Genomic DNA, 21,566 nt, shown 5'->3' with positions numbered 1-21,566 from the left:
CCCTACGACGTTCAGGCCTTCCCCGGCTCACCGACGCTCGACACTCGCTCCGTAACCTCGACCGCGCCGTCCTCCGGCCGAACCGGCGGAGCCAACCGCGCCGTGATGACGAGGGTCCCCTCCTCGACCTGATAGTCGAGGGGGAGTCCCAACCCCCGCATCGCCGCGACCATCCCGGTGTTGGACGACTGCGTCACGGCGTACACACTCGCGCACCCCGCCTCCACCGCCATCCCCACCAGCCTGCGCAGCAACTCGGCCCCGATGCCACGTCGCTGCCACGCGTCCTCGACGAGCAGCGCGACCTCCGTCTCGTCCCCGTCCCACAGCAGATGACCGAGCCCGACGATGCGCCCGGACGCGGTCTGCACGGCGATCGTCCGCCCGAACCTCGGGCTGAGCAGGTGACCGAGATAGCGGTCGGCGTCACCGACCGGCCCGTGGTACCGCATCCCGAGCGTCCGTGCGGAGCACCGCTCGTGCATCTCCTTCGCGGCCCGAAGGTCACCGGTGTCCGCGCGGCGCACGGTGATGTCATGGCCCTCGGGCAGTGTCAGCACGTCCTGGCTGCGCGGCACCCGCGGACCGAGCCGGGCGTCCAGCTCCACCAGGGCCCGCGCCCGCGCGAACTCGGTCGGCGTGAACGGCAGATACGGCCGCTCCACGGTGATCACTCCACCTTCCGGCGCCCGCAGCCGCATCACGGTGTCCTCCAGCGCTCCTTCCACCGGCACCGCCTTCGGTCCCCGGCCGCCCCCTGCGGGCGCCGCCGGCAGCGAACGGATGGTGCAGCGTCCCAGCAACTGCCGCAGGGCCAGCGGGAGTTCCGCCGCGTCCAGGGCGGTGCGGGTGGCGAGGCCCAGCACCCGGGTCGGCGCGTCCACCAGGTCATGGGCGTCGGCCCGCTCGATCCAGGTCCCGGCACCGCCGGCCACCGACACCGCCTCCGTGAGCTCGGCCGCCGTGAGCCCACCGGGCGCACGGAGCAGGAACTCGTCCACCGTGCCCTCGGCCAGCGGATGGGTCTGGAGGCTGAGGATGTCCACCCGCAGCCCGGCGAGCGCCGTGCACAGCGCCGCCAGCGACCCCGGCGCGTCCTTCACCGTCGTCCGCATCCGCCACAGCGCGCTCTCCTCGGGCACTGTCGCGGACGGCTCCCGCGACTGCTCCGACGGCCCGGCCTGCTCTGCGGAGGGCGGCCGGGCATCGGTATCGCTCGTCGGCGGCGCGTGACCGTGGCGGCGTGACCACCATGAGCGCAACCCCGCCGCGGCGACCAGTATCGTCGCGGAAACCAGCAGCAACGCCGCCGCCCCGTGAGGCCCCTTCCCGGTCAGGTGCGTCACGCCGTCGACCACGGCCACCGCCGTGAGCACGGCGGCCAGGTGGATGACGTTGCGTCGCCAGTGGTGCACGGGGCGCCCGTGCTTCGCCCGCGTCACATCAGATATGTCTCGACTCATGCAGCCACTGTGAAGGAAGGGTGTTGCGTGATCACGAACGCATTGTGACCGGGCGGTAAAGAAGGCTTATGCCGGGTTTGTCGTCTCTTCAATTATGTTGCCCGGTGCCCGGCGGGGTGCGGCGGGGTGTGGTGGGCCGGCGCGAGGCTGGTGGCCGGCCGGGACGGTGACGGGTCTCGTCAGGCGGCCACCCCCTCCGCCAGCGCGCTGTGCAGTCGCCTGGCCTGGGTCACCAGCCGGGACGAGCCACGGCGCTCAGCCGTCCGCGCCAGGTGCGGTATCTCCTCGCGCGCCCCCGTCCGTTCGGCACACTCCGCGGCGACGGCCAGCAGATCCGCGAGTCCCCGGGCCGGAGCGGCAGCACCTCCGGTCGTCAGGTCCGCGAGCAGCACGGGCACGGTGTGCCGGAGCATCCCCCATAGGGTGGCGTTCGCCCCCGTGGCCGCCGCCGTCCGCATCGACTCCACGAGCCGCGACGGCTTCACGGCCCCGAGTCGCACCAACTGCCCCAGATCCGCGCCCATCCGTTCCCCGTCGAGCTGGCCGCGCGCCGCCAGCACCAGCAGGGCGTCCACAGCGGCGAGCCGGTCCTCCGGATGCCGTGCTCCGAGCCCGTACGCCACGGACAGATGGACCGCCTCACCGGCCTCGCCGCCCGACTCGGCCAGCAGAGGCAGGACCGCCGCATCGCCTCGGGTGTCGTGGACGGCGACCGCCGAGAAGTCGCTCAGCATCCTGACCGCCACGAGTTCGCGCTGCTCGGGGAGCAGGGCCAGCCAGTGCTGTCGCATACCGTCGCTCCAGTGGTAGCAGTGCCAGCGATCCCGGTAGACGGTCACGGGCCGCCCCAACGGGCGGAAGGCGGGCGGGAAGTCCCCCTGCAACTCGGCCACTTCGGCTGATTCCACGAGTATGCGGTTCTCCGCCGTCCGCCGCCGGAACGTCGGCATGGCGGGAGCTCCGGACGCCAGCCACTGGGCGAGCCGCGTCCCCTCCGGAGTGCCGAGCGCCACCGCCCGAGCCGCAGCCGCCTCGGCCGCCGCGCGGTCGCCGCGTCGCACCCGCAGCAGCGCCTGCGCGAAGTCGGCCTCCGACACCCGTGCCCCGAGGCGCCGGTACTCGTCCAGCCGTGCCACCAGCTCGTCCGGCTCCAGCAGACCCGTGCCCCAGGTGGGCGTGGACAACAGGAACGGCAGCGGCTCGGTGCGGATCCGGTAGGCGATCTCCCAGATGCGGGCCTCGAAGGCCTGGGAGAGCGGGCTGTGACCGCAGCCGGTGGTGTTCGTCCAGCGTCGGAGGGCCTTGTGGAGTGTGGCGGTCAGCAGCTTTCCCCGCAGTGTCGCGAGCAGGAACTCCAGCGCGTGGGCCGCGTTGATCAGGCCGTGGTTCCGGGTGAAATGGTCGTCCGCGCTGAACCCGTGCTGCGGATCCCGTCGGTCCCACCAGCGGCCCGCGACGACCGGTTCCAGGGCCTGAAGCAGCGTGTCCCGGTCGCGGTACGCATGCCGCACGAGTCCGTCCAGGGCCCGCTCGAACGCCGTCACGTCACCGTCCGTGGCCAGCAGCGCCCCGATTTCCTCGGTGAGTTCCGTCGCCGACTCGGGCGCGGGCGGCAGACGCACCGGTTCCGGTGCGGGTGGCAGGACCTCCTCGTACGTCACCGGCTCCGCTCCCACCGGGGCGGCACCGAGGCACTGGGCCGCCCGCGTCCGCAGGGTGGGGATCAACTGTCCGGCCGCCATGGCGAGTTCCTCCCGCACCTCGGCGGTGCCGGCCTTTCGGACATGCCGTTCCACCAGCTTCAGCGCCCGCTCCTGCACGTCCGAGTCCTCGTGCCCGAAGGCCTGGGCCACGGCGGGCAGCAACTCGTCGGCCGTGGACGCGTCCCGGGCGATCACCTTGCCCAGCAGGACCAGCTGGGCCCGCACGAGCTTCTTCTCGGTGCGGAAGAGGACGGCGCCCGACATCTCGGCCAGCTGACGTGCGGTCAGTTCACCGTCCAGAGCCAGCGACGCCAGCACCGACTGGGCGTGCGCCGCCACGACGGACGCGGCGTCGGAGGCCAGCGCCAGCCAGTCTGCCGCGTGTTCCAGCTCCTCGTCACGGGTGAGGGCGAAGGCCTTCAGCATGCGCAGGAACACCCGGTGGTCGGCGGCCGGGCCGCCCCGCAGCAGCCGCGCCAGACACGCGTCGACCGTCGCCTTGCGATCCAGGACACCTTCGACGGTGAGCCGCGCGAGCGACTCCGTCCAGCTGTCCGGACCTTCGGCGGCGGTCCAGGCCAGCCTGCCGCCGATGTCGTTCGTCTCGAAGAGCGCCGCCGCGAGCCGCCCCAGGTGCGGATCCTTGCGCAACCGGTCCAGGACCGTGTCGCCGCGCTGCCAGACGTGGCCGACGTGCTCCACCCACCCGTGGACATAGGCCTCCGTCGTCGGTACCGGGCAGCCGGAGAGCCTCACCAGGCCCGCCATCAGCTCATACGGCACCCGCGAACTGACGGGACGCTCGGCCAGGCGGTGCACCACGTCACCGAGCCAGCCGGGGGAGCGGTCGCCCAGGAGGTCGATCAGCACCCCCGGTGACGCGGGCCACCAGCGCATGTCGGACGCCGCGAGCCAGCTCGCCACGCCGGCCGCACCGGTCTGACACGCGGTCCCCGCCGCATGCAGGGCGGGATAGGCGCGGCGGGCCTGAGACGTCCACTGGTCCGCCCTCAGCTCCTTGCGCAGAGCCTTCAACTCGGGGAAACACGCCCGCCGTTCGGCGTCCGTCATCCCGTCCAGCAGACTCACCGCCTCGGCCGTCCGCCCGGCCCTTACCGCGTCCATCAGAGAACTCATCGCGCACCCCCGTCGACTCGTGCCATGTCCCGCTCCGCCGCGGCGATGCCACGCCGCACCATCCGTACCGCCAGCGCGTGCTTGCACGGCCCGCGCCCACCCCGGTACTTCGCCCACCACAGACAGCTGCAACTGAGCACGCCCGCCTCGTCGCGCACCCGGTGCACATGCCCGTCCTCCGCCGTCACCGTCCCGACGGCGCCGTCCAACGTCACCGCGCCCGCCGCCACCAGCGCCCGGGCCGAACGCAGCCGCGGGTTGTGCCGCTCCACGCGCTCGGCGTCGTACGGCAGCTCCCGGTGGAAGTACGCCGCCTCCGCCGTGTCGTACCCGACCCGCCCCGACGTGCCCAGGCGGACCAGGGCCGCCCTCACGCGTTCGGCCGTGAGGCCCGACGCGGCTGCGAGGTCGGCCACGTCGACACGGGGCTCCCAGGCGAGGAGCACCGCGATCAGCTCCGCGTCCTCGGCGGCCTCGTCGGTGGCCAGCGCGTCGAGGACGCCGCCCTCGCCGGAGAAGCCGCGCGAGGCGTCGGGCGACAGGGTCAGCGTCAGCCGCATGCCCGGCAGCACCACCTCCCAGGCACTGGCCGTTGCGGCCGCGCCGCCGGTGACCGCGGGGCCGTACACCCGCAGGGCCGTGGCATGCCGCAGCACCCGCTGGAGCGCGACCAGCCGCTCCGGCCCAGGCAGACACACCGCGCCGGGCACCGCGCGCGTGGTCGGCCGCAGCCCGCCGCTCCCCGACGGCACCACCCACCGTGCGCCCACCGACGCGCCGCGCGCCCCACCGCGCGGCAGCGCCCGCAGGAACCGCACGGCCTCCGCGGCCGACAGCTCGGCCCGCAGATCGAAGCCCGCCGCTATGACCTGCGCCTCCGCGAAGCCCCGCAGCCAGCGGTCCGGGAGCGGCACCTTCTTCTCCACGACCGGACCGTCCAGCGTGGTCACCGCCATCTCCTGCGGACCCACGCGCAGATGCAGCGGATCGTCCGCGCCCATCCTGGACAGTGCCTCGCGCAGCGGGTTGTTGACGTCGACGTTCGTCGTGCCGTGTCCCACCTCGCCGCCGTCCAGGCCCGGCTCCAGCACGTCCAGGCGGGCGTACACCCCGCAGCAGCCGGAGAACGACTCGAAGCGCAGCCGGTCGCCGTTGCCGGTCACGACCGGGTCGAGGGAGGCGCGCAGCTGCCGCTGGTAGTACCGCGCTGCCGCCACGTCGGCCACCGCGAGCAGGCCGGCCGAGGCCACCTGAGGGGACGTCAGGAAGCCCGCGAAGAACCGCGGATGGTCCTCGACACCCGAGGGCGTCACGCCCCGGGAGGTCTCGAGTCCCAGGCGCTGTCCGTCCGCTGCGGACTCCAGCACGGAGGGTCGGCAATAGGCCACGGCCTGCAAAGATCGCGTCATGGAAAAACCGTAGAGGCGACCACTGACAATCAGTTCTGACCTGCGAAAACGGGCTCACGGACGGGGAGTTCGGCAGGCCGGGTACGACCGTGCCGCGCACCGGGGGATGACACCGGTACGCGGCACGAGGTCCAGGCTACGGGAGTTACTGACCGACCCGGCCCGGTTGCAGGACCTGGGTGAACAGCACGGTGCCGTCGGACTCGCGCAGCCGGACCGTCAGCTCGCCGCTGTCGCCGTCGATGTCGACCTCGCCGAAGAACTGGTAGCCGCCGGCCGGCGAGACGTTCGCGGTCGTCGGCGCCTTGATGAACACCCGGTCCGGACCGAACGTGTTGTCCAGCGTGTTCGCCGGGAAGGCACCCGCGTTCAGCGGACCGGAGACGAACTCCCAGAACGGCTCGAAGTCGGTGAAGGCCGCCCGCGACGGCTGGTAGTGCTGGGCCGAGGTGTAGTGCACGTCGGCGGTCAGCCACACCGTGCCGGTGATCCCGCGGTGCTTGATGAACCGCAGGAGCTCCGCGATCTGCAGCTCCCGCCCGAGCGGTGCCCCCGGGTCGCCCTGCGCGACGGCCTCGACGTTCGGCTTGCCGTCGCCGGTGTCCGGCACCACCAGGCCCAGCGGCATGTCCGAGGCGATCACCTTCCACACCGCCCGGGAGCGGGCCAGCTCGCGCTTGAGCCACCGCAGCTGCTCGGCGCCGAGGATGCCCTGCGCGTCGGTGGCCTGGTCGTCCGTGGAGTTGGCGTTGCGGTAGGTGCGCATGTCCAGCACGAACACGTCCAGCAGCGGACCGTGGTTGACCACGCGGTAGACCCGGCCGTCGGGGCGGCGCAGCGTCGAGATCGGGAAGTACTCCGAGAACGCCTGCCGGGCGCGCGAGGCCAGGACGTCGACGTTCTTCTCGGTGTAGCGGGCGTCGGCCAGGATCTCGCCGGGGTACCAGTTGTTGGTCACCTCGTGGTCGTCCCACTGGATGATGGACGGGACCTGGGCGTTGAACCGCTTGAGGTTGTCGTCGAGCAGGTTGTAGCGGAAGTTCCCGCGGAACTCGGCCAGGGTCTCGGCGACCTTGGACTTCTCTTCGGTGGTGATGTTCCGCCACGTGCTGCCGTCGGGCAGCGCCACCGAGGCCGAGATCGGGCCGTCGGCGTAGATGTTGTCACCGCTGCACAGGAAGAAGTCCGGGTCCAGCGCGGCCATCGCGTTGTAGATCCGGTAGCCGCCGAAGTCCGGGTTGATGCCCCAGCCCTGACCGGCGAGGTCGCCCGACCACACGAAGCGCACCCCGTCGCGCCGCCGCGCGGAGGCCGTGCGGAAGGTGCCGGTGACCGGTTCGCCGGTGCGGCGCGGGTCGTCCGGGTCGGCGAGCAGCACGCGGTAGTGGATCTGCTCGCCGGACGGCAGGCCGCGCAGCCGGGTCGTGCCGGTGAAGTCCGTGTCCGCGCCGAGCAGCGGGCCGTGCCATCTGCGCGGTGCGCGGAACGACTCGGTGGCGGAGGTCTCCACGATCATCCGGGCCGGACGGTCGGACCGCACCCACACCAGCCCCGAGTCGCAGGTCACGTCGCCCGTCTGTACGCCCCATCCCGCCCTGGGCCGCCCCGACAGGGCGAACACCGGTGCCGAGCCGAGCGCCGTGGGCAGGGTGAGCGCCGCCGAAGCGGCGAGCGAGCCGCGCAGAACGCTGCGACGACCCGGGAACGAACGGTGTGACATGGAGGCCTCCAGGGGCGGGATCCGGCCAGTGTGCAGTGCCACAACTACTGGTGCGCCGCAGCGCACACGGAAACCACAAGTGAACAACTGACCGCATCCGCAAGGGAACCGGCGCGCCATCGGCGAGTCGTGCTCAGCGGTGACCAGCTGCGGCGGCCTCCGCCATGAGCCGTACGCCCGCCCGGATCCGGGTCGGCGGCAGGTGCGCGTACCCCAGCACCAGCCGCAGGCCCTGCCGCCCGTCCTCCCTGCCATGCACGTGCGCGTAGTCCGCCAGCGGGCGCACCGCCACACCGGCCGCGGCCACGCGCGCGAGGAACCGCTCCCGCGGCCCGTACCGTTCCGGCAAGGCGGCGATGACATGCAGGCCTGCCGCGATCCCCGTCACCTCCGCGCCCGGGAAGTGCTCCTCCAGCGCCGAGACGAGGGCGTCGCGACGCTCCCGGTACGCGCGCTGGCACCGACGCAGCTGGCGGTCGTAGTCGCCGCGCTCCACGAACCTGGCGAACAGCGCCTGGTCGAGCGTGGGGTGCCCGAGGTCCATGGTCCGCTTGCGCTCGACGACGTCCTCGGCGAGCGCCTCCGGTACGAGCAGCCAGCCGAGCCGCAGCCCTGGAGCGAGGGACTTGCTGACCGAGCCCGCGTAGGCGACGCGCTCAGGGTCCAGGCCCTGAAGCGCGCCGACGGGCGCGCGGTCGTACCGGAAGTCGCCGTCGTAGTCGTCCTCCAGGACGAAACCGTCGACGGACCGCGCCCAGTCGAGCAACTCGGTACGGCGGCGCGCGGAGTAGGCGATGCCGGTGGGGAACTGGTGGGCCGGTGTCGTGACCACGGACCGTACGCCCGACTCCCGCAGCGGCTCCATGACCAGCCCCTCGTCGTCCAGCGGCAGTGGCACCGTCATGACGCCCGCGGCGGCGTAGAGGGCGTCGTGCTGCGGACTTCCGGGGTTCTCGACGCCGACTTCGCGCAGCCCGCGCGCGTGCAGCACGAAACCGAGCAGCGTCGTCGCCTGCGCCACCCCGGAGACGACCACCAGACGCTCGGGATCCGCGACCACACCCCGGCGGCGTGCCAGCAGCTCGGCGAGCGCTGTACGCAGTCGCGGCAGTCCGCGCGGGTCGGGGTAGCCGAGCTCGTGGTGCGGCAGCTCGGCCAGCACCCCGCGCTGCGCGGCCGCCCACGCGGCGCGCGGGAACATCGACAGGTCCGGCGTACCGGGAACGAAGTCGGCGCGGGCATCGGTGGCTCGCGGCGCGAGGTCACGCGCGCGTGGCCGGGCCGACCGCACGGCGCCGCCCACCCAGGTCCCGGCACCCCTGCCGCTGCGCAGATAGCCCTCCGCCGTCAGCTGCTCGTACGCCTCGGTGATCAACCCGCGGGACACGCCGAGGTCGGCCGCGAGGTCCCGGCTCGACGGCAGCCGCGTGTCCGGCGTCAGCCGCCCCGATCGCACCGCCTCACGCAACGCCGCCTGCAGCGAACGTCCACGCGTGCGTGCGGGCGCCGAAGCGGCCGGCAGAAGCAACTCCCAGGCGGCGGAGCCCACCTGCCGCTCCGGGCCCCCGGCCGGATTGGTCTCCGATGACGTCATGAAAGTGGACCTTAATGCGGGCCGCACTAGTTCCTAGCGTCGCTCCCATGAACGCCACCACCACGGGCGGAGCCCTCCTCGCCGCGCTCGCCTGCGTCCTCGTCGGAGGATCCTTCACCGCCAACAGCCTCCTCGGCGACTACCCGTACGCCGGCGGCCAGTTCCTGCGCTACGGCCTCGCCTGTCTCCTGCTCGTCCCCCTCGCCGGGCGGTACGCGGCGGCCCAGCTGCGCGCGCTCGCCACGCGTCAGTGGGCCCGCCTCGTCGTCCTCGCCGCCGTCGGCATGGTCGGCTTCAACCTGGCCGTCATCGCCGCCGAGCGGACAGCGGAACCGGCGGTTCCTGGTGTCTTCGTCGGCTGCGCGCCGGTGGTGGTGGCCGTGGTCGTGCCCCTGCTGGACGGGCGGCGGCGGCCGCAACGGACGGTCCTGTACGGGGCGTCGCTCGTCGCGGTCGGCGCGTTCACGGTTCAGGGCTGGGGACGCACGGACGGCGCCGGCATCGCGTTCTCCGTGTGCGCGCTGGTCGGCGAGGTCGGTTTCGCGGTCCTGGCCGTGCCCGTACTGCGCCCTCTGGGCCCGCGGCTGCTGTCCGCCGTGGTGTGCGGGATCGCCGCCGTGGAGTCGGCGGCGGCCGGGCTGCTCCTCGACGGCACCGGGTGGCTGCGCCGGCCCGACACCGTCGAGACGCTGGCTCTGCTGTGGCAGGCCGTGATCGTGACCGTCGTCGGCTTCGTGTGCTGGTACATCGGCATGCAGCGGATCGGCGCCGAGCGCGCCACGCTCTTCTCCGGCCTCATCCCGGTGGCCGCCGCCTGCACCGCCCCGCTCGTCGGAACCGGCTCCTACGGCGCCGTCCAGGCCCTCGGCAGTGCCCTGGTCGGCGTCGGAGTCGCGCTGGGCTCCGGCGCGTTGAAGCGCGCCCCGCGCGGGCGCACCCCACGCGTGCCTACCCCACGCGGCTCAGCGGCTGCCGTCGAGGATGACGCGCGCGACCAGGGCCGGGTCGTCGTTCATGGGGCAGTGGCCGCAACCGGGCAACCGGACGAGGCGGGCCCGCGGGATGATCTGCTTGGCGCGCACACCCTGACGGCGCACGAGCAGCCGGTCCCTGCTGCCCCAGGCCACGGTGACCGGGATCCCGGGGATGTCGTCGGTGAAGCGGACGGTCCGACCGGCGCCGAGGGTCTGGTCGAAACCCGTGGCCCGCGCCAGGGCCAGCGTCTCGGCGACCACGGCCTCGGGTGACCGGCGGCCGGGGCGGGCGTAGATCGTGCTGGTCAGGACGGCACGGCCGGCCGCCGACCGGGACAGCTGCGCCACCAGCGGCAGCGGCAGCCGTCGCGAGATGTGCCGCATCGCGAGGAGCACACCGAAGGCGTAGCGCCGCTCGGCCTCGGACCAGAAGCCGGCCGGGGAGAGGGCGGTCACGGACCGCGCCAGCTTCTCGCGGCCCAGTTCCAGCGCGATCAGACCGCCCAGCGAGTTGCCCACCACATGCGGCCGTTCCAGATCCATGGCCTCGCAGAAGGCACCGAACACGGCCGTCGTCGTGGCCAGGTCGTAGGCGAGACCGTCGGGCAGGCCGGGGGACGTCCCGAAGCCGGGCAGGTCCACGCAGATCACGTCGCGCTCGGCCGCGAGGATGTCGACCACCGGGTCCCAGACCTGCCGGTGATGACCGATCCCGTGCAGCAGGAGCAGCGGTTCGCCGTTGCCCACGCGCGCGTAGTCGACGCTCACGCTCTGCGGGCCGTGCGGAGAGTCGACCTGGAAGGAGACGGTGGCGGACATGTGGTGCTCCTCGTCTGGGACACACTGACGGAGTCTGGGACACGCCGGCGGGACGGCCGTAGACAGCTTGTCAGCAATTGCTACCGACGGGTAGACCTCGGTGGCCCGTGATCCTCGACGAGGGTGGGGTCCTCAACCGGTCCCGCGTGCCTCGGGGTTGAGCGCCATGCGCCCGGGGCTGTTCGATTTCGCCTGGACACGGCCGGACGCGTCGGATGGGATGGAACAGTGACCACCTACACCGAGACCGACGTCTTCGAAGAGCACCGCCCCGTCCTCCTGGGAGTCGCCTACCGCATGCTCGGCCGCGTGGCCGACGCGGAGGACGTGGTGCAGGAGGCCTGGCTGCGCTGGTCCAACGCCGACCGGTCCGAGGTGCGCGAACCGCGCGCCTACCTGGTGCGCGTCACCACCCGGCTCGCCATCGACCGGCTGCGCCAGGTCAAGGCGCGGGGCGAGACCTATGTCGGCCCCTGGCTGCCGGAGCCGTACGTCACCGACTTCGGCGACGCCGTCCCGGACACCGCAGAGCGGGCCGTGCTCGCCGACTCCGTCTCCCTCGCCGTCCTCGTCGTCCTGGAGTCGCTGTCACCGCTGGAGCGGGCCGTGTTCGTCCTCAGGGAGGCCTTCGGCTACCCGTACGCCGAGATCGCCGCCATGCTCGACCGCGGCGAGGCGGCCGTGCGCCAGCTCGCCGGGCGGGCCCGCAAGCACGTCGACGAGCGGCGGCCCCGGTACGAGGTCGACCCCGTCCAGCGACGCGATCTCACCGAACGGTTCCTGGCCGCGGCGGCGGAGGGCGACCTGGAGGGGCTCATGTCCCTGCTCGCCCCGGACGTCCGCCTCGTCGGCGACAGCGGCGGCAAGGCCAAGGCGCCGGTACGCGTCCTGGAGACCGCCGACAAGGTGGGCCGCTTCCTCGTCGGCGCCGCACAGAAGGGCGTCGCCGACGTGTCCTTCCGGTTCTTGGAGGTCAACGGTGGACCCGCGGTGCTGGTGCGCTCCGGCGACAAGCCCGACAGCGTCTTCCAGCTGGACGTCCTGGACGGCCGGATCCAGGCGGTCTACATCATCCGCAACCCCGACAAGCTGACGTCGCTGGCAACGGCGTAGCTCCCGCCGCCGCGCCATGGGCGCGGCGGCCCGGGCCCGTCCCGTGAACGTTCCCGGCCATTGGTATTGACCAAGGGTGAGGGCCGCCCTATGGTCGCTGATAAGTGCAACAACCTTTAATAAACAAGGGCGCTAAAACGCCGCTGGGCCACGGCGATTGCGGAGGACAGGGTGGGGACCACGCAGCTCGAATCGGTGCCGGAACCGAAGTACTGGCACCTGAGGACCGTGCTCAGTGAAGCACTGGACTCCGAATTCACCGTGGGCGAGATTCTGCCCAACGAACGCGACCTGGCCGCCCGCTTCGGCGTCGCCAGGGCCACGCTCCGCCAGGCACTGGAACAGCTCGAACTGGAGGGCAGGCTCCAGCGCCGCCGCGGTGTCGGTACGACCGTGGCGCCGCCGCGCGTGGGCGTGTCCGTCGGCAGCGAGCAGCACGCCTGGCCGGGAGCGCCCGACGACGTCTGGCAGCCCGTGGACTGCACGCCCGCGGTGCCGCCCGCGTCCGTCGCCGACGCCCTGGACAGCGGCCGGGACGAGGCCGTGCACACCGTGCGCCGCTCCCGCGTGACGCATGGCCAGCCCGTCGCCGCCGAGCTGCTCTACATCCCGCAGTCGTCGGTGCCCGACCTCTCCGCCATCGACGCCCCGTCCGGAGCGGCACGCGCGCGTGCCGTGCTGCGCGAGCTTCAGCACCTGGAGTTGGAGGGCCAGGAGAGCGCCGTCGAGCTGGGCTCGGCACGCGCGGACGACGCCAAGGAGCTGGACCGCCTCCCCGGGGCCCCAGTCCTCGTCGTCACCACCCGCTACCTCGCCGAGGGCCGCACCGCCGCGCTCTCCGTCGCCACGTACCGCGCGGACACCTGCCGGCTGACCTTCGGCGACTCCGGCCGCGTGGAGATCCACCAGGACCCGGAACGCCAGGCGTCCTGACCGCCGTACCCGCACATGCCGCGCGCCCCGGAGCCACTCCGGGGCGCGTCGCGTTCACCGACGCGGACGGTGCGTCGTCAGCGCCGCCCCGTCACCGTCCCCTCCACCGCGAACAGCTGCTCCTCCACATGGTCGAGGGCGAGCCGCAGCGCGCCCGTCGCCACGGCCGCCTCGCCGAGGAGGGACAGGGCGACCTTCGGCGGGCGCAGACAGTAGCGGGCCAGCTCGCGCCGCAGCGGCTCCAGCACGCCGTCCAGACCGGCGGCCCAGCCGCCGACCACGACCAGCTCGGGGTCGAGGGCGAGGACGAGGGCGGCCACGTCGTGGACGAGGCGCTGGATGAAACGGTCGACGGCCGCCAGGGCCCGCTGGTCGCCCTTGCGGGCCTGGGCGAAGACCTCGGCGACCGCGCGCTCGTCGAGCGGGCGCAGCGGCTCGTCCGTGGTGGACAGCAGGGTCTCCGGCGTCGCCTCGCGGCCCAGCAGATGCAGCGCGCCGATCTCACCGGCCGCGCCGCCGAAGCCCCGGTGCAGCTGACCGCCGATCAGCGAACCGGCGCCCGGGCTCAGCCCGGCCAGCACGAACACCACGTCGTCGGACTCGGTCGCGGAACCCTTCCAGTGCTCGGCGACCGCCGCCGCGTTGGCGTCGTTCTCCACCAGGACAGGGCACTTGAAGGAACGGCTCAACCGCTCGCCCAGCCTGAGCCCCGTCCACTCGGGCAGCGCGGCGCCCAGCCTGACGGTCCCGTCGGCCTCGACGATGCCCGGCGTCGCGACGCCGACGGCCCGCAGCGAGCCGCGCGCCACCCCCGCCCGGCGCAGCAGTTCGGCGACCGCCGTACGCACCCGCTCCAGCCGCTCGTCGGCCGGAGCCGTCTCGTCGACGTCCTTGTCGATGGCGCCCAGCACCCGGCCGTCCAGGTCGGCGAGGAGCGCGGCCACACGGTGCGCGCCGACGTCCACGCCCAGCAGATGACCCGCCTCGGCGCGGAACCGGAACCGCCGCGCGGGCCGGCCCTGGCGCCGCACGACACTCTCGTCGGCCGCCTTCTCGACGACGTACCCCGCCTCGATGAGCCCTTCGACGACGCCCTCGACGGTCGGCCGGGACAGTCCGGTCACCCGGGTGATCTCCGTCAGTGTGGCGGCGTCCGTGGCACGCAGCGCGTGCAGCACCACCGCGGAGTTGATCCTTCGCAGCAGCGAGGGATCCCCGCCGGTCAGCTGCCCCAACGTCCGTCCTCCCAGCTCGTGCGCATGTTGGGCGGATGGTACTCGCCGCGGCGCACCCCGGCGAGAGGCGGGCACCCCGACGACCTACTGGTCGGTCGGACCGCCCTTGTCCCCGCCGACGGTCACCCCGGTGCCACGAACCCCGACTCGTACGCCGTGATCACCGCCTGTGTGCGGTCTCGCGCCCCCAGCTTCGCCAGAACGGCACTCACATGGGACTTCACCGTCTCCGTCCCCACCACCAGCCGGGCGGCGATCTCCGCGTTCGACAGGCCGCGTGTCATCAGCCGCAGCACCTCGGCCTCCCGGTCGGTCAGCCGGGCGCGCTCCAGGACCGCCCGCGCCGCCCGGTTCCCGCCGTCGTCGCCGTACTGTGCGGCGAGCTGCCGAACCGACGCGGGGAACAGCAGCGACTCGCCCTCCGCGACCAGCCGCACCGCGTGCACGATCTCGGCAGGCCTCGCCCGCTTCAGCAGGAAGCCGTCGGCACCGGCCCGCAGCGCCTCGTACACGTACTCGTCGTTCTCGAAGGTCGTGATGACGACGATCTTCGGCGGCGCGTCCACCGTCCGCAGCACCGCGCGCGTGGCCTCGATCCCGTCCAGCAGCGGCATCCGTACGTCCATGGCGACCACGTCGGGCCGCAGCCGCCGCACCAGCGGAATCACCGCCGCCCCGTCGGCCGCCTCCCCGACCACCTCGATGTCGGGCTGCGCCTCCAGGACGGCCCGCAGACCCGCGCGTACGAGGGGTTCGTCGTCGACGAGGAGAACGGTGACCGGCATCCGGCCAGCCTAGATCAACTCAACGGCAGCTCAACATGTACCTGCCAGTCACCCTGGTCCGGGCCGGTTCGCGCTTGTCCGCCCAGCAGTGCGGCGCGTTCGCGGATACCGCGCAGGCCGCTGCCCCTGCCGGGCCCGGGTATGTCGTCGGTCAGCGGATTGCGGACCTCCAAGGTGAGCGTGCCGTCCGCGACGGCGACACGGACGCGCGCGGGGACGGAACCGGCGTGCCGCAGCACGTTGGTCAGCGACTCCTGCAGGATGCGATAGCCCTCCCGGGAGACCGGCCCGGGCACGGTGTCCAACGGCCCGGTCATGTCGACGTCGACCTTGGTGCCGGAGGCCCGCGCGGACTCCAGCAGGCGATCGGCGTCCGTGAGCGTCGGCCGGCTGCCGACCGGCCGCCCGGACTCGCGCAGGACGCCGAGAACCCGCTCCAGGTCCTCCAGGGCCGCCCGGCCGGTCTCCTCGATGGCGACCAGGGCACGGTCGGTGAAGTCCGGATCACCGGCGGCCCGGGCGGCGCCCGCCTGGACGACGGCCACGGTCAGCGCGTGGCCGATGGAGTCGTGGAGCTCACGGGCGATGCGGGTGCGTTCCAGGAGTTGCTCGGTTCGCTCCTCCAAGGCGGCGAGGCGCTCGGCGGGGGAGGGGCCCAGGAGACGGTGGGCGAGGGCGGCGATGAGGTGACCGGAGCCCAGCACGGTCAACGCCAGCGCCCCCAGCGACAAGGGCGCCAGCAGAACGTGCCACCAGTGGTGGCCGTCGAGGAGGAGCAACACACCCTCCTCGACGTTCCGGCCGAACGCCGACGACACCAGGTCCACCGAGGTGAGCAGCAGTTGGACGGTGAGCAACGAGGTCGCGCAGCCGAGCAGGAGCCGCGCCTCCAGCCACACCACGAGCCGCCCCCGGTCGCCCCAGGAGGCGGACGGGGTGACGACGATGTCGGTGCTTCCGCCGTCATGCCGGTGACCGGTCAGCAGCAGCCTCGCCTGCAGCCCCTCCACGGTGCGCATCGCCGGCACGAGCCCCACGGGCGCGAGCAGCACGGCCGCCGACACCCAGGTCCACCACGCCTCCTCGATGAACAGCAGCATCGACGGCCACACGATGGAGATGCACAGATGCAGCAGTCGTGTGTACGTCACCGCCCGGCCGAACGGGCGCAGCAAGCGGACCATTTCGCCATCGTGCCAGCCGCCACTGACAACGAGCCTCCCCCGCACGGGGGAGACGATCTCCACCGGCGGGGGAGGGCCGGACCCGCCCTCGACGGCCAGGCTGCTGCCATGACCAGCATCGAAGTCCAAGCCCTCACCAAGGAGTACGGCACCAGCCGAGCCGTGGCCGACCTCACCTTCACCGTCCTCCCCGGCCGTGTCACCGGCTTCCTCGGACCCAACGGCGCCGGAAAGTCCACCACCATGCGCCTCGTGCTCGGCCTCGACCGGCCGACGTCCGGAACCGCCACGATCGGCGGCCGCGCCTACGCGACCCTGAACGAACCCCTGCGCCACGTCGGCGCGTTGCTGGACGCCCAGGCCGCACACGGCTCCCGCACAGCCCGCGACCACCTGCGCGCCCTCGCCGTGAGCAACCGCGTCGCCGTCCGCCGGGTCGACGAGGTGCTGGAGGAGACCGGGCTCACCTCGGTCGCGCGCCGCCGGGTGAAGACGTACTCCCTCGGAATGCGCCAGCGGCTCGGCATCGCGGCGGCCCTCCTCGGCGACCCCGAGGTGGTCATGCTCGACGAGCCGTCCAACGGCCTCGACCCCGAGGGCATCATCTGGATCCGCGCGTTGCTGCGCCGCCTCGCGGGGGAGGGGCGCACGGTCCTGGTCTCCAGCCACCTCATGAACGAGACCGCGTCCTTCGCCGACCACCTGGTGGTCCTGGGCCGGGGACGCCTGCTGGCCGACACCCCGATGCGCGAGTTCATCGACGCACGCGTGGAACCCCGCGTCCGCGTCCGCACCACGGACGTCACCGCACTCAAGGCGGCCCTCGACCGACACGGTCACGACGCCGTCGAGCACGAGGACGGCCACTGGACCGTGCGCCACGCGCGCGTGGACGACATCGGCCGCATCGCCTCGCAGGCCGGTGTCCCCCTCCTCGAACTCGCCGCGGAGGAAGCCACATTGGAACAGGCCTATCTCGACCTGACCGCGTCCGAGACCGAGTTCACCGCACAGCGCCAGGAGGCCTGAACCATGGGATTCACACCCGTGCTCCACTCGGAGTGGCTCAAGATCCGTACGCTGCGCTCGTTGCCGGGAGCGCTGCTCGCACTGTTCGCCGCGACCACCGCGTTCTCCGCGCTGGCAGGCTCCGACGGAAGTTCCGATCCCGACTTCGACCCGCTGTTCACCGCGCTGTCCGGGGTGCTGCCCGGCCAGATCGCGGCCATCTCGTTCGGCGCGATGGCCGTGTCGTCGGAGTACCACGGGGGTGCGCTCCGGCTGACGCTCGCCGCCGTACCGCAGCGCGGTCGGTGGTTCGCCGCCAAGGTGACTGCCATCGCCGTGCCGGCGCTGCTCGTCGGTCTCGTCACCGCCTGCACGGCGTACGTCGTGGCGCGAGCGGGGCTGGGTTCGGCGGCGAACGGGATCACGACGGGCGAGGAGGTGCGCGGCGTCCTGGGCTGCGGGATCTATCTCATGCTCATGGCTCTGTTCGCGGCGGGCCTGACCGCGGTGTTCCGCAGTGGAGTGGCCACGCTCTCGCTCCTGATCCCGTTCATCCTGGTGGTCTCCTTCGTGATCGGGGACGCCGCGGGCACCGTGGCCGACTTCCTGCCCGACAAGGCCGGCCAGATCGTCCTGCACCAGACATACGACGGCACCCTCGGCCCGTGGTCCGGCCTGGCGGTGACCGCGCTGTGGACGACGGCGGCCCTGCTGGCGGGGGCGTGGAGCGTGCGGCGGAGGGACGCCTGACGGCACGCCAATTGTCAGTGGCGGCGGGTTTACTGGAACGCATGAACATCGCACGGCACATCGCCCTCGTCGACGAGTTGTGCTTCCGACCGTTCGCGGCGGCGGAGCACACCTCGTCGGACGGCGAAAAGAGCGGCCCCGGCTACCACGTCGTGGTGTTAGAGAGCAGTCACGGCGACGGTGGGACGCGTGCGGAGACCGTTGAGCAGTACGAGAAGTACCGCGACGCGCTGGACGAGCAGTTCTCGGCCCGCTGGAGAGAGACAGCTCCCTACAACCTCCAGACCCTCTCGCTGCGTACCGAGCGGGAGAAGATACCCGATCCCTGGGCCTCGCTCAGCGCACGCGCCCGCGTGGCCTGCGTCTGGGAAGCGGAGGGGACGGGCCGTTGGGTCGCGGTCGTCGTCGCCGACCAGGACCAGGCCGACGACGTGAAGCTGCTCGGCGTGGTCACGGAGATCGACCCGCCGTGACCCTGCGGACCTCGGCGTGCCCCTGCGGACCTCGGCGTGCCCCTGCGGACCTCGGCTTGATCCGCCAGGTCTCGACATGATTCGTCAGATCCCGGCGTGATTCGCCAGGTCCGGCGTGATCGGTCAGGCCTCGGACGCGGCCCGCAACCGCCCGAACTCCTCCGCCATCGTCGCCGCCGTCCAGTGCGCGTTCAGCCCACTCGGATTCGGCAGCACCCACACGCGGGTGTCCCCGATCGTCCGCTCCTGCGGTCCCACCTGGGCCCTGCGGTCGTCGAAAGCCGCCCGATAGGCGGTCACCCCCACGACGGCCAGCCAACGCGGCCGCAGCCGCGCCACCTTCGCCGCCAGCAGCCGCCCGCCCATGCGGTACTCCTCGGCGCTCAGCTCGTCGGCCCGTGCGGTCGCCCGCGCGACGACGTTCGTGATGCCGAGGCCGTAGGACGGCAACTCGCCCTGCTCCGAGGGCTTCAAGAGCCTCGGCGTGAAACCGGACAGGTGCAGGACCGGCCAGAAGCGGTTGCCGGGGCGGGCGAAGTGGTGGCCGGTCGCGGCCGTCATCAGTCCGGGGTTGATGCCGCAGAACAGCACATGGAGACCGTCCGCGACGACGTCCGGCACCAGACGGTCGCGAGCGGCCTCCAACTGCTCGGCGGTGAAGCGCGGCATGCCGTACGACGCGCTAGAGGATGGCCCCGGGCGTGTAACCGGCGGCCTCCGGACGCTGCTTCACGATCTCCTCGACCCGGCCGACCACGACACCGACCTGGTCGGCGGCGGCGCCCGTGAAGGACAGCTTGTCGGCCATCAGCGCGTCCAACGCGGCGCGGTCGAGCGGGATGCGCTCGTCGGCGGCCAGCTTGTCGAGCAGTTCGTTGCGCTCGGCGCCCTGCTCGCGCATCGCCAACGCGGAGGCGACGGCGTTCTCCTTGATCGCCTCGTGGGCGACCTCACGGCCGACGCCCGCGCGCACCGCGCCCATCAGCACCTTGGTGGTGGCGAGGAACGGCAGGTAGCGGTCCAGCTCACGGGCCACGACCGCCGGGAACGCGCCGAACTCGTCGAGCACGGTCAGGAACGTCTCCAGCAGACCGTCCAGTGCGAAGAAGGCGTCCGGGAGGGCCACCCGGCGCACCACCGAGCAGGACACGTCGCCCTCGTTCCACTGGTCGCCCGCCAGCTCGCCGGTCATCGAGGCATAGCCGCGCAGGATGACCATGAGGCCGTTGACGCGCTCGCAGGAGCGGGTGTTCATCTTGTGCGGCATCGCGGAGGAGCCGACCTGACCCGGCTTGAAGCCCTCGGTGACCAGCTCGTGCCCGGCCATCAGCCGGATCGTCTTGGCCAGCGAGGACGGCGCGGCCGCCAGCTGCACCAGCGCGGTGACGACCTCGTAGTCCAGCGAGCGCGGGTAGACCTGGCCGACGGAGGTGAACGCCTGGGAGAAGCCCAGGTGGCCCGCGATCCGGTCCTCCAGGTCCGCCAGCTTCGACGCGTCCCCGCCGAGCAGGTCCAGCATGTCCTGCGCCGTGCCGACCGGGCCCTTGATGCCACGCAGCGGGTAGCGGCCGAGCAGCTCCTCGACACGGCCGTACGCGACGAGCAGCTCGTCGGCGGCCGTCGCGAACCGCTTGCCCAGCGTCGTGGCCTGCGCGGCGACGTTGTGGGAGCGGCCGGCCATGACCAGCTCGCCGTACTCACCGGCCAGCTTGCCCAGGCGCGCCAGCACGGCCACCGTACGGTCGCGCATCAGCTCGAGCGAGAGCCGGATCTGGAGCTGTTCGACGTTCTCCGTGAGGTCGCGGGACGTCATGCCCTTGTGCACGTGCTCGTGCCCGGCGAGGTCGTTGAACTCCTCGATCCGCGCCTTCACGTCGTGCCGCGTGACCTTCTCGCGCTCGGCGATGGAGGCCAGGTCGACGGTGTCCAGGACACGCTCGTAGTCGGCGAGCGCCTCGTCCGGCACCTCGATGCCGAGGTCCTTCTGGGCCCGCAGCACGGCGAGCCAGAGCTGCCGCTCCAGCTTCACCTTCTGCTCGGGGGACCAGAGCGTGGCGAGCTCGGTGGAGGCGTAGCGTCCGGCGAGGACGTTCGGGATGCGGGGCTTGGCGGGCGCAGAAGTCACGTGTACGGAGTTTACCCGTCGCCCGGCGGGCACCGGTCGGCCGTCCAGCGCTGAGCACCCCAGGTCAGAGGCGCTCCACATACAGCTCCACATACGGCTCCGCATACCGTCCGTCCATCGGACCGCGAGGCCGCCGCGGGACGGACGCCGGTCCCGACGCGATTTGGTCCCGTGGGCGCCGATGTGGGCGGGCGATCGGGTGAATTCCCTGCTCGTGGTCGCGTCCTCGCTTCCTGGGACCTCCCTTTCTCGTTCATAGTCTGCACGTCGTGGCGATTGTGAACGTGCGGCATCACTGCTCCTGCGACGACCTCGTGAATCCCGGCAATCGACGGCATCGCGTCAATGACCGACCGTCGGCTTCCCCATTCCGCCCGAGAGAGAGAAAACGAGAATGCGACAGGCCCTGACCAGGGGATTGATTGTGGCCGCCGCCACGACGAGCGCCCTTTCTCTGTACGGCACATGCGCGTCCTCGGCCCCACGCGTGCAGGGGACCGTGGTGAACTCCGCCTCCGCACTGTCGGGCCGTACGGATCCATGGGGCTCGGACGGGCTGGACGAGCTGGACGACAAAATCGCCAACATGCACGACAAATTCGGCAGGATGCACGAGAGAATCGGCGAGATGCAGGACAAATTCGGTGCGCTGAACGAAAAATTCAGCCACATGGGTGCGTCGCAGCCGACTTCTGAAAACAGCACCCCCGGATATGGCGCCTCCGGATCTGGCAACTCCGGCTACGGAACCGAAGAGCCGGCCAAGCAGAGCTATGGCACCGAGAAGCCGAGCGACCAGGGCTATGGCGCGGACAAGCCAAGCGACCAGGGGTACGGCTCGGAGAAGCCGAAGGACGACGGCTACGGCTCCGAGAAGCCGAAGGATCACGGTTACGGCGCGGAAGAGCCGAGTGGGTACGGCCGCGACGACGAGAAGTCGAGCGGATACGGGTACGGCTACGGCGACGACGAGCCGAGGGACCACGGCTACGGCTACGGCGACGAGAAGTCGAGCGGGTACGGCTACGGCGAGGAGGAGTCCGGCGGCCACGGCTACGGTGCCGAGGAGGACGGCTACGGGTACGGCTACGGCGAGGAATCGCCCGGCGAGCCCACCCCGCCGCCCCACGAGCACAAGCCG

The 21,566-nt window shown here is 72.2% G+C and carries 17 protein-coding genes and 1 pseudogene; 7 read left to right on the top strand and 11 right to left on the bottom strand.

Translation table 11 applies throughout. The annotated features are described in order from the left end of the window. Positions 1–11 precede the first annotated feature (11 nt). From L0P92_RS12070 to pdxR, 5 genes are all read right to left on the bottom strand, one after another. Entirely contained in the window at positions 12–1,463 is a 1,452-nt protein-coding gene (locus L0P92_RS12070; protein ID WP_234762562.1) for a GNAT family N-acetyltransferase, read from the bottom strand. A 179-nt stretch (positions 1,464–1,642) separates the two neighbouring features. Beyond that, entirely contained in the window at positions 1,643–4,303 is a 2,661-nt protein-coding gene (locus tag L0P92_RS12065; RefSeq protein WP_234762561.1) for a DUF7824 domain-containing protein, read from the bottom strand. Then, positions 4,300–5,712: an SWIM zinc finger family protein gene (locus L0P92_RS12060; protein ID WP_234762560.1), complete on the bottom strand. Its 1,413-nt coding sequence runs from the start codon at positions 5,710–5,712 to the stop codon at positions 4,300–4,302. The genes L0P92_RS12065 and L0P92_RS12060 overlap by 4 nt, the downstream gene beginning before the upstream one ends. Positions 5,713–5,857: 145 nt before the next feature. Beyond that, positions 5,858–7,432 (bottom strand): alkaline phosphatase D family protein, encoded by a 1,575-nt coding sequence (locus tag L0P92_RS12055; protein ID WP_234762559.1) that lies wholly within the window; start codon positions 7,430–7,432, stop codon positions 5,858–5,860. Positions 7,433–7,565: 133 nt separating this feature from the next. Then, entirely contained in the window at positions 7,566–9,026 is a 1,461-nt protein-coding gene (pdxR, locus tag L0P92_RS12050; protein WP_234762558.1) for a MocR-like pyridoxine biosynthesis transcription factor PdxR, read from the bottom strand. 14 nt (positions 9,027–9,040) lie between these two features. Here pdxR and L0P92_RS12045 point away from each other — a divergent pair. Further along, a pseudogene (locus tag L0P92_RS12045) lies at positions 9,041–9,913 on the top strand (DMT family transporter); the annotation flags it as partial. A gap of 75 nt (positions 9,914–9,988) precedes the next feature. Here L0P92_RS12045 and L0P92_RS12040 read toward each other — a convergent pair. Further along, positions 9,989–10,819 (bottom strand): alpha/beta fold hydrolase, encoded by an 831-nt coding sequence (locus tag L0P92_RS12040; protein ID WP_234762557.1) that lies wholly within the window; start codon positions 10,817–10,819, stop codon positions 9,989–9,991. A 228-nt stretch (positions 10,820–11,047) separates the two neighbouring features. On the opposite strand from L0P92_RS12040, the gene L0P92_RS12035 reads away from it, so the two are divergent. Then, positions 11,048–11,932 (top strand): RNA polymerase sigma-70 factor, encoded by an 885-nt coding sequence (locus tag L0P92_RS12035; RefSeq protein WP_234762556.1) that lies wholly within the window; start codon positions 11,048–11,050, stop codon positions 11,930–11,932. Between the two features lie 171 nt (positions 11,933–12,103). Then, a complete protein-coding gene (locus tag L0P92_RS12030; protein WP_234762555.1) occupies positions 12,104–12,865 on the top strand; it encodes a GntR family transcriptional regulator in 762 nt (253 codons plus the stop codon). Between the two features lie 77 nt (positions 12,866–12,942). Here the strand turns inward: L0P92_RS12030 and L0P92_RS12025 are convergent, their stop codons facing one another. The 3 genes from L0P92_RS12025 to L0P92_RS12015 form a co-directional block, all read right to left on the bottom strand. Beyond that, positions 12,943–14,100, bottom strand: coding sequence for an ROK family transcriptional regulator (locus L0P92_RS12025; protein WP_234762554.1), 1,158 nt, complete (start codon positions 14,098–14,100; stop codon positions 12,943–12,945). Between the two features lie 122 nt (positions 14,101–14,222). Beyond that, positions 14,223–14,885, bottom strand: coding sequence for a response regulator transcription factor (locus L0P92_RS12020; protein ID WP_234762553.1), 663 nt, complete (start codon positions 14,883–14,885; stop codon positions 14,223–14,225). 14 nt (positions 14,886–14,899) lie between these two features. Beyond that, positions 14,900–16,069, bottom strand: a complete 1,170-nt coding sequence (locus tag L0P92_RS12015) for a sensor histidine kinase (RefSeq protein WP_234762552.1) — start codon at positions 16,067–16,069, stop codon at positions 14,900–14,902. 108 nt (positions 16,070–16,177) lie between these two features. On the opposite strand from L0P92_RS12015, the gene L0P92_RS12010 reads away from it, so the two are divergent. The 3 genes from L0P92_RS12010 to L0P92_RS12000 are packed head-to-tail and all read left to right on the top strand — an operon-like array spanning position 16,178 to position 18,300. After that, a complete protein-coding gene (locus tag L0P92_RS12010; RefSeq protein ID WP_234762551.1) occupies positions 16,178–17,098 on the top strand; it encodes an ATP-binding cassette domain-containing protein in 921 nt (306 codons plus the stop codon). Between the two features lie 3 nt (positions 17,099–17,101). Continuing rightward, positions 17,102–17,827: an ABC-2 transporter permease family protein gene (locus L0P92_RS12005; RefSeq protein ID WP_234762550.1), complete on the top strand. Its 726-nt coding sequence runs from the start codon at positions 17,102–17,104 to the stop codon at positions 17,825–17,827. Positions 17,828–17,868: 41 nt separating this feature from the next. Beyond that, on the top strand, positions 17,869–18,300 hold the full coding sequence (locus L0P92_RS12000) for a hypothetical protein (RefSeq protein ID WP_234762549.1): 432 nt from the start codon (positions 17,869–17,871) through the stop codon (positions 18,298–18,300). Between the two features lie 123 nt (positions 18,301–18,423). On the opposite strand, the gene mug is transcribed toward L0P92_RS12000, so the two are convergent. Together mug and purB are read right to left on the bottom strand one after the other, a co-directional pair. Next, positions 18,424–18,969 (bottom strand): G/U mismatch-specific DNA glycosylase, encoded by a 546-nt coding sequence (gene mug, locus L0P92_RS11995; protein ID WP_234762548.1) that lies wholly within the window; start codon positions 18,967–18,969, stop codon positions 18,424–18,426. Positions 18,970–18,982: 13 nt separating this feature from the next. Continuing rightward, entirely contained in the window at positions 18,983–20,425 is a 1,443-nt protein-coding gene (purB, locus tag L0P92_RS11990) for an adenylosuccinate lyase (RefSeq protein ID WP_234762547.1), read from the bottom strand. A 394-nt stretch (positions 20,426–20,819) separates the two neighbouring features. Between purB and L0P92_RS11985 the strand changes: the two genes are divergently transcribed. Beyond that, positions 20,820–21,566: hypothetical protein (locus tag L0P92_RS11985; protein WP_234762587.1), on the top strand; the 747-nt coding region annotated here is incomplete at its 3' end.

Origin of the sequence: Streptomyces muensis, assembly GCF_021474425.1 — a bacterium.
GTDB lineage: Bacteria > Actinomycetota > Actinomycetes > Streptomycetales > Streptomycetaceae > Streptomyces > Streptomyces muensis.
Note: the sequence above shows the minus strand (reverse complement) of the source record. Positions and strands in the feature narration are given on the sequence as shown.